This is a genomic window from Microcystis sp. 49638_E5 (assembly GCF_021300285.1).
GTDB classification, from domain to species: domain Bacteria; phylum Cyanobacteriota; class Cyanobacteriia; order Cyanobacteriales; family Microcystaceae; genus Microcystis; species Microcystis aeruginosa_C.
The window spans coordinates 1-6,465 of the sequence record NZ_JAJTDH010000141.1 but is presented as its reverse complement, the minus strand read 5'-3'; the positions used below and the strand labels follow the sequence as shown (position 1 = coordinate 6,465).

General features: G+C 43.9%; 7 protein-coding genes, 1 tRNA gene and 1 pseudogene. 5 read left to right on the top strand and 4 right to left on the bottom strand.

All coding sequences use genetic code 11. The features are described 5' to 3' along the window. Positions 1-229: 229 nt before the first annotated feature. The gene (locus LW728_RS22190) at positions 230-1,285 is read right to left on the bottom strand and encodes an ABC transporter ATP-binding protein (protein ID WP_287768328.1); all 1,056 of its coding nucleotides are present in this window, start codon (positions 1,283-1,285) and stop codon (positions 230-232) included. A 123-nt stretch (positions 1,286-1,408) separates the two neighbouring features. Between LW728_RS22190 and LW728_RS22185 the strand changes: the two genes are divergently transcribed. Then, positions 1,409-2,089, top strand: a complete 681-nt coding sequence (locus LW728_RS22185; RefSeq protein ID WP_287768326.1) for a nucleoside phosphorylase-I family protein — start codon at positions 1,409-1,411, stop codon at positions 2,087-2,089. 54 nt (positions 2,090-2,143) lie between these two features. Beyond that, positions 2,144-2,225 (top strand) — tRNA-Leu (locus LW728_RS22180). 116 nt (positions 2,226-2,341) lie between these two features. Here the strand turns inward: LW728_RS22180 and LW728_RS22175 are convergent. Continuing rightward, entirely contained in the window at positions 2,342-3,220 is an 879-nt protein-coding gene (locus LW728_RS22175) for an Rpn family recombination-promoting nuclease/putative transposase (RefSeq protein WP_287768325.1), read from the bottom strand. A gap of 331 nt (positions 3,221-3,551) precedes the next feature. Here LW728_RS22175 and LW728_RS22170 point away from each other — a divergent pair, with 331 nt between their 5' ends. Next, entirely contained in the window at positions 3,552-4,322 is a 771-nt protein-coding gene (locus tag LW728_RS22170) for a Uma2 family endonuclease (RefSeq protein ID WP_287768323.1), read from the top strand. A 36-nt stretch (positions 4,323-4,358) separates the two neighbouring features. Here the strand turns inward: LW728_RS22170 and LW728_RS22165 are convergent, their stop codons facing one another. Both LW728_RS22165 and LW728_RS22160 read right to left on the bottom strand, forming a co-directional pair. Next, positions 4,359-4,568 (bottom strand): hypothetical protein, encoded by a 210-nt coding sequence (locus LW728_RS22165; protein ID WP_190359552.1) that lies wholly within the window; start codon positions 4,566-4,568, stop codon positions 4,359-4,361. Between the two features lie 109 nt (positions 4,569-4,677). Then, positions 4,678-5,343: a PEP-CTERM sorting domain-containing protein gene (locus LW728_RS22160; RefSeq protein WP_287768320.1), complete on the bottom strand. Its 666-nt coding sequence runs from the start codon at positions 5,341-5,343 to the stop codon at positions 4,678-4,680. Positions 5,344-5,709: 366 nt separating this feature from the next. On the opposite strand from LW728_RS22160, the gene LW728_RS22155 reads away from it, so the two are divergent. Further along, a complete protein-coding gene (locus LW728_RS22155; RefSeq protein ID WP_002781893.1) occupies positions 5,710-6,018 on the top strand; it encodes a hypothetical protein in 309 nt (102 codons plus the stop codon). A gap of 362 nt (positions 6,019-6,380) precedes the next feature. Beyond that, a pseudogene (locus LW728_RS22150) lies at positions 6,381-6,465 on the top strand (Uma2 family endonuclease); the annotation flags it as partial.

Below are 6,465 nucleotides of genomic sequence, written 5' to 3'. Positions count from 1 at the left end.
ATTTTGGGATTATGAAGAAGATATTTAATCTTTTAATCAACCTTAAACTATTTACTTTTCCTAATCTCCACAATTACGATGCTTTTTCATGTCTTATTTGAAAACGCTATATCAGTGGGTAAGTTATCAGTCAATAGTATTAAGCGATAAGCTCGGAGCTGCCTTTTTACTGAAAAAGCTCCCCACACCCCACACCCCACACCCCTTAAACAGGATTTAGTATCAGTTATCAGTCGGCAAATACACGGACGCTATCGGGAATAATCGATAGTTTTACCTTTGTACCGATGTCTAATTGGGTGTTAATCGTTGTTCTAGCGTGGATTTGGCTGCCGGTGGCCGTTAGCAGACAATAACGGTATTCCCGCCCTAAAAATTGGCGATCGCAAATAACCAGATCTCCCGTCTCATCCGGTTTAATTTTGACATCTTCCTCTCTCAACATCAATTCCCCTTTGTCCAAATCTTGACCATCGGCAATTTCCCAGAGTCCTATCTCGGTTTGCCATTGTTCCCCCTTCCGTCTAGCGGGGAGAAAGTTAGCTTGGGTGACAAACTCGGCCACGAATCGCGAGGCCGGATGACTATAAATTGCTTCGGGATTGTTAATTTGTTCTAATTTTCCTTGACAAATGACCGCAATTGTGTCACTGATCACCATTGCTTCCTCCCGGTCGTGGGTGACAAAAATGGCCGAGATACCAGTCGCTTTCAGGATATGACGGATCTCGTGTCGTAAGCGTTGCCGGACCTGCACATCGAGATTACTTAAAGGTTCATCTAAGAGGATTAAAGAGGGTTTTGGGGCTAAAGCGCGGGCGAGGGCGACTCTTTGCTGTTGTCCTCCCGATAGCTGATGGGGATAACGTTTTTCTAGTCCTTGCAGTCCGACTAAATCCAAAGTTTCCGCCACCCTCGCGTTAATAGCTCTGCTCGATAATTTCTCCCCAGAATTTTTTAACCCAAAGGCGATATTTTCGGCGATGGTTAAATGGGGAAAAAGAGCGTAATCCTGAAAAACCATGCCTGTATTGCGTTTTTCCGGGGGAATAAAGGTTTTTTCGTCGGCAACTATTCGCCCTCCCAATTCAATCACTCCTTGAGATGGTTTTTCAAATCCCGCAATCATCCGCAGCAGAGTGGTTTTACCGCAGCCCGACGGACCCAATAATCCGAGAATTTCGCCCTCTGTTAAACTAAAACTGATATTATCGACAGCTAGAGTAGGAGAAGCGGGAAAACGCTTGTTAACCTCGGATAAACGCAGAATGACAGACTTTTTCATGGTGAGAAAGACAATTGCCCAGTCAGTGGCAGGGCTATTTACTTAAGAATTATTCCTAATTAGTTCACTATTATTATTTATAACATCTCAATGGACTAATTAGGAAACTTTCTCAAAAATTTCATGCTCACACCTGAAGATATTATTCTTGTTCCCCGGGGGGCCGAGCATAGCTCAATCCGTCGAGGATTAAGGAAAATCGGCGATTTAGCCCCGCAAATTATCCCGATTAACCTTGGCGCTCCAGAATTCCTCGACAGTTCCCCAGTCTCTAGGCAATCTCTAGAATTTCTTAATAAGTTTACAGGAAAAATTGTGCTGATGGGATTAGCGGGCAGTCTCAGCGATCGCTATCGGGTCGGAGATGGGGTAATCTATCAAGGTTGTGGCGCAGAAAAGGGGAGTTATTGGCAGTGCGAACCAGAAATAACCGCAGAAATCGCCCAATTAACCGGATATAGTCTCGTTAAAGGTTTAACCAGCGATCGCCTGATTAGCCAGTCCGAGCAAAAACGAGGTTTAGGACAGGGGGGCTATGAAGTGGTAGATATGGAAGGAGCAAGGATTTTAGCGGCTTTACGCGGGCAAAAAGTGGCAATTGTGCGCGTGATTAGCGACGAGGTGACACAGGACTTACCCGATTTAGCCCCGGCAATTGATAATCAAGGTCAGCTGCTACCATTGCCCCTAGCTCGACAAATGTTAATCCGTCCTCTCCCGGCCTTCCATTTGATTCAAGGTTCCCTAAAAGGTTTATCCGTACTAACTCAGGTGGCGCGAAGGTTGTGCGGCAGTAATTTTTAAAATTTGCTTGCAGATTATTTTTTTTCTGTGCTATAATGGTTAAGCTAAAATCAAGCGGATGTGGTGGAACTGGTAGACACGCACGTTTGAGGGGCGTGTGGCTTACGCCTTGCGAGTTCGAGTCTCGCCATCCGCATAAACTTTTATCTGCCCTCTGACAAGAATTGCCCTTGTCACCCATCGTCAGGGATGGATATTTGGCCATCAAAATTTCCTAACTCACCCTTTCAGGTGGCTTAGGTTTGACTAAGTTTAGTTAAGCGGTTGCGAGGGGCGATTTAGCCAAAGCACTAGGTCGTTTAAGGTTGTAAAATCCAACAAAGCCTCAGCCAAGGACTCTAATTGCTCGATTTCTAGAGCCTGAATCCGGGCAGCCAACACCTCATCCACTGCACCAAAGCGACGTTGCAACAGACGCAAAATCAGGGCAGATTCTCCTTCCAGTCGTCCTTCCAGTCGTCCTTCCAGTCGTCCTTCTTCCTTGGCTTCACGATATACCCTTGTATCTGCCAATTGTAGTCCTAGCATTGCTTCCACCTCCTGCCGACTCAAGTTAGTAAATTTATAGACCATAATTGTGGCAATCATTTCTATTATGGCGCGACTGGCTTCTGTATCTGCAATTTGCTCTTGGGTTCGTGCCAGTAAATAGCGGGCTTTTTCTGGTGCTTGGGTTTCTTCCACAGTAGTGAGTACCATCAAGGCAACCCCTAGGGGTAACTGCTGAATTTCCCCTAATTCGTTCAGATAAATTCGATGCACCTGAGGACAATTGAGGAGCGCTCGGTAGGGATGGGTGTTACTTTGTTCTAGGCTGCGGGTGGGATAGATGACAACAATTTGCCAATCGGTAAATCGTTCTCGCTGGCGGTAGAAATATAAAAATGATTCACCAAAAACCCTTTCATAGAGTCGTTCGTCTTTTTGAAATTGCACTTCGCAAAAATAGATTACCCCGCTACTATCATTATCGGGTGGCAGGAATACGCCATCGATCTCAAATTTGGGTTCTTTGACGGCTACGGAGTCAAAGCGGTATTCGGTGGCATTATCTGGCGGGTTTTCCAGTAAATCGAAGAGAAGGGAGGGGGATTGTTGAAAAAGCCGGTAAAATATCGAGTCTCGTTTCATTATGATCGGGATTGCACCTAGCAAGCTTTCCCGATCTTCCCATGAAACCCCTCAAAAAAGAGAGAGGAAACCCGCGTCTCCTCTCCTCTCCCTTGAGACATTATTTTCCAGCTTTGCGGACAGCACCCCTGATTTATTCTCCCCTTTGACTCTTGCATGAGTGCCTGAGTGCCTCTCCTAACCAAGAAATTAATCAGGTTGATGACATTAAAGAAAGCCTTGATCCGAGTTTTGATGAAGTGCTTTGAGAAATCGCAGAAAAACAACGAAATCTAAAACCGTAATTTTCTGTTAGAATTGGCAGTAATTAAACACCACGCTTGTAGGAGCTATGGTTAACCTCACCTATAACAAAAATCGACCTCTTCCCAGCGCCGAAGAATTGCCCTCTTCCGATGAAACTCCAGTGGACAACCAGTTACAGAATGATATTCCCAATCTGCTGCTAAATTTATTAGCCTTAATTTGGTCTGGTCGAGATGATTGGTATTTTGGGGTAGATATGGCTGTTTATTATAATCCAGACGAATCAGCTTTTGTCCCCGATGGTTTCTTAGCAGTTGGAGTCAACCATGATACGGGAGAAAAAGGTCGGTTAAGCTATGTTTTGTGGGGGGAAAAGTATATCTTGCCGATTTTGTTTTTAGAGGTAATTTCCGAGAAATATAACAGTGAGTATGAGGAGAAAATTCTAAATTACCAAAGCCTGGGGATTCTGTATTATGTAATCTACAATCCTTTCAGTGGCAGAAGAGGAAGATTTAAAAACCGACAAAGATTAGAAGTATATAAATTAATCTCAGGAAAATATCAACTTCTAGAGAGTGAGAATAATCGAGTTTGGTTGCCAGAAATTGGCTTGGCGCTGGGTTACGAGAAAGGAGAACATATTGCCTGGTATCGGGAATGGTTATACTGGTATGACCAGTCGGGAAATCGCTATCTAACGGCTGAGGAAAGAGCGATGAACGCAGAGGCGATCGCTGCTCAAGAACGGCAAATTGCCAATCAAGAGCGCTTGGCGAAACAAGAGGCTGAACAAAAAGCCATCCGGCTGGCTGAAAGGCTCAGAGGGCTTGGAATTAACCCCGATGAAGTGTAAGGTCTGACTTCTCCAAGATATCAACAACAACCCGCATCACAAATCATCTTTTAACGATGCCATGAGTGCGTCGTGTTCCGCAGCTGTTATGCCAAGAGTTGCGGCCTCGTGCTGTAATTTTCTGGCAATAATAGATAAGCTGGGACAACCTACCATAAGGCGGACAATTTCATCATCTGGTATAAGCGCCAGTGCTTCTCTAATTTCTTTGGCTGTGCCTTGGATTACTGTTGCTTGTGTAGTCATGATTTTTTATCATTCTAGGGCGAATCCTAGCATAATTCGTGACTGAGATGCTACTCATAACCCCCAAAAAAAGAGAGAGGAAACCCGCGTCTCCTCTCCCTTGTAGGCATTATTTCCTCGCTTTGCGGACAGCACTCCCTAACATTAAACTGCCCAGTGTGATAAAACCAAGAAGGCTAGAGGGTTCGGGAACAGGAGTCGCATTAAGTGTAACGTTATCGAAAACTAATTGTGTCCCCCCATTATTCGGACGGTCAATAGAGATGCGAATTCCCGCACCCTGATCGGCAATCCCCGCCAGATAAGAAGTGTTGAACGATAAGAACACGCCTCTTGACGAAAAGGAACTCTGATTGAATGTAAAACTTGACAAAACGGTATTATTATCACTCCGGCGAAGCGAAATTGTACTGTTCGGCAAGGTCAAGTTGCCCGGTTCATCTAGACGAATACCTGCGAATAAATTGAGCGTGTATCGAGTTCCGGCTTGATAAGTGGCGGCTACATCTTGACGGATCGATCCACCATTGAAAGCAATAAGAGCCGCCTGCGAACCGTCGGGTACTCCGCTTGTAAATTGAGTCGCATTGAATGGCTGAACCCCCGCATTGCCACTACTCACAGTCCAACCGGTAATAACTGGTGAAAAATTAGGGTTTGATGGTGTCTCGAAGGAAAAATTATTGACAGTCACGCTTGCAGCCTGTGCCGCACCAGTTCCCAGAGTAGCCAGGGCAACCCCGACGGATAGAATGCCGAGTTGTTTTATTTTCATGAAAAAGGGTTAATGGTAAATGGTTTAAGTGCGCGACATTTCGATTCGGGTTAAGCGATAGGGCAACCCAAAACAATGACCAGCGAATGCTCAAAGACAAAATACACACTTACCCCCCCCCGCATTGTATTAAAAGCTACAATTTAATAAATATTTACATTCTTCTCCCCCAGGGCTGACGCTTGCTAGAATAAAAACCCGCTTGATTTGTGGTAATGAGACAGCTTAAGTAGCTGGTTATAATTAAATTGAAGATAGATTTTGGGTTCGATCCCCCCTGTCCCCCTTGATAAGGGGAGTGCCGATCCCCCCTTAATCCCCCCTTGATAAGGGGGGCATTTGATAATTTTTAACGCCTACCTACTTATGTTAGATTTTCATCTATCTGTTCAGCCTGAAACAGAAAAACGCCTTAAAAAGATTTTAAACTCTATCAAAGATCAAGAAAAATTTGCCCAAAGTATTATTGATTATCAGATTGCCGAACTACAAAAAAGCAACTTGAATCTAAAATTAGATTTAGCGGATCTGGAAAAACAATATAAAATGACATCCCAAGAATTTTATCAGCAATTTTCTCAAGGTATTTTAGGAGATGAATCGGATTTTATAGTTTGGTCTGGACTATATGAAATGCTTCTTCAAAACGAGGCTAATCTCCAGGAATTAAAATGATTGAAGCCTATTTTTTGCAACTCGAACAAACCATTCGAGAATTTCCCAATGTGAGATATTTATCGCTGACCAAGAAAATTTATAACGCAAGTCAAGGTTATATAGCGTTTCCTGAGCTAGTGAGGTACACCTATTTTCTTGCCTTTTGCCTTTTGCCTAAAACCCATAACTTTTGTACCTCAGCAGACTGAAAAACGCTATATACTAAATCTGGTTATTAAAAACTGATTATCTATTGCTCCTTTTGCCTATTGCCTATTGCCTTTTGCCTGTCCCCATAAGTAGCCTATACTCAACGGATTTAGTATTACAATGTTTGAGAGGTCTGAGTGGTAACTGATAACTGATAACTGATAACTGAAATGACTACACCTACCTTCACCATTCCCCAATCTGACCCTTCCCTTTCCCCCCGGCAATCCCTGCCGACGATGTACGATTTACCTA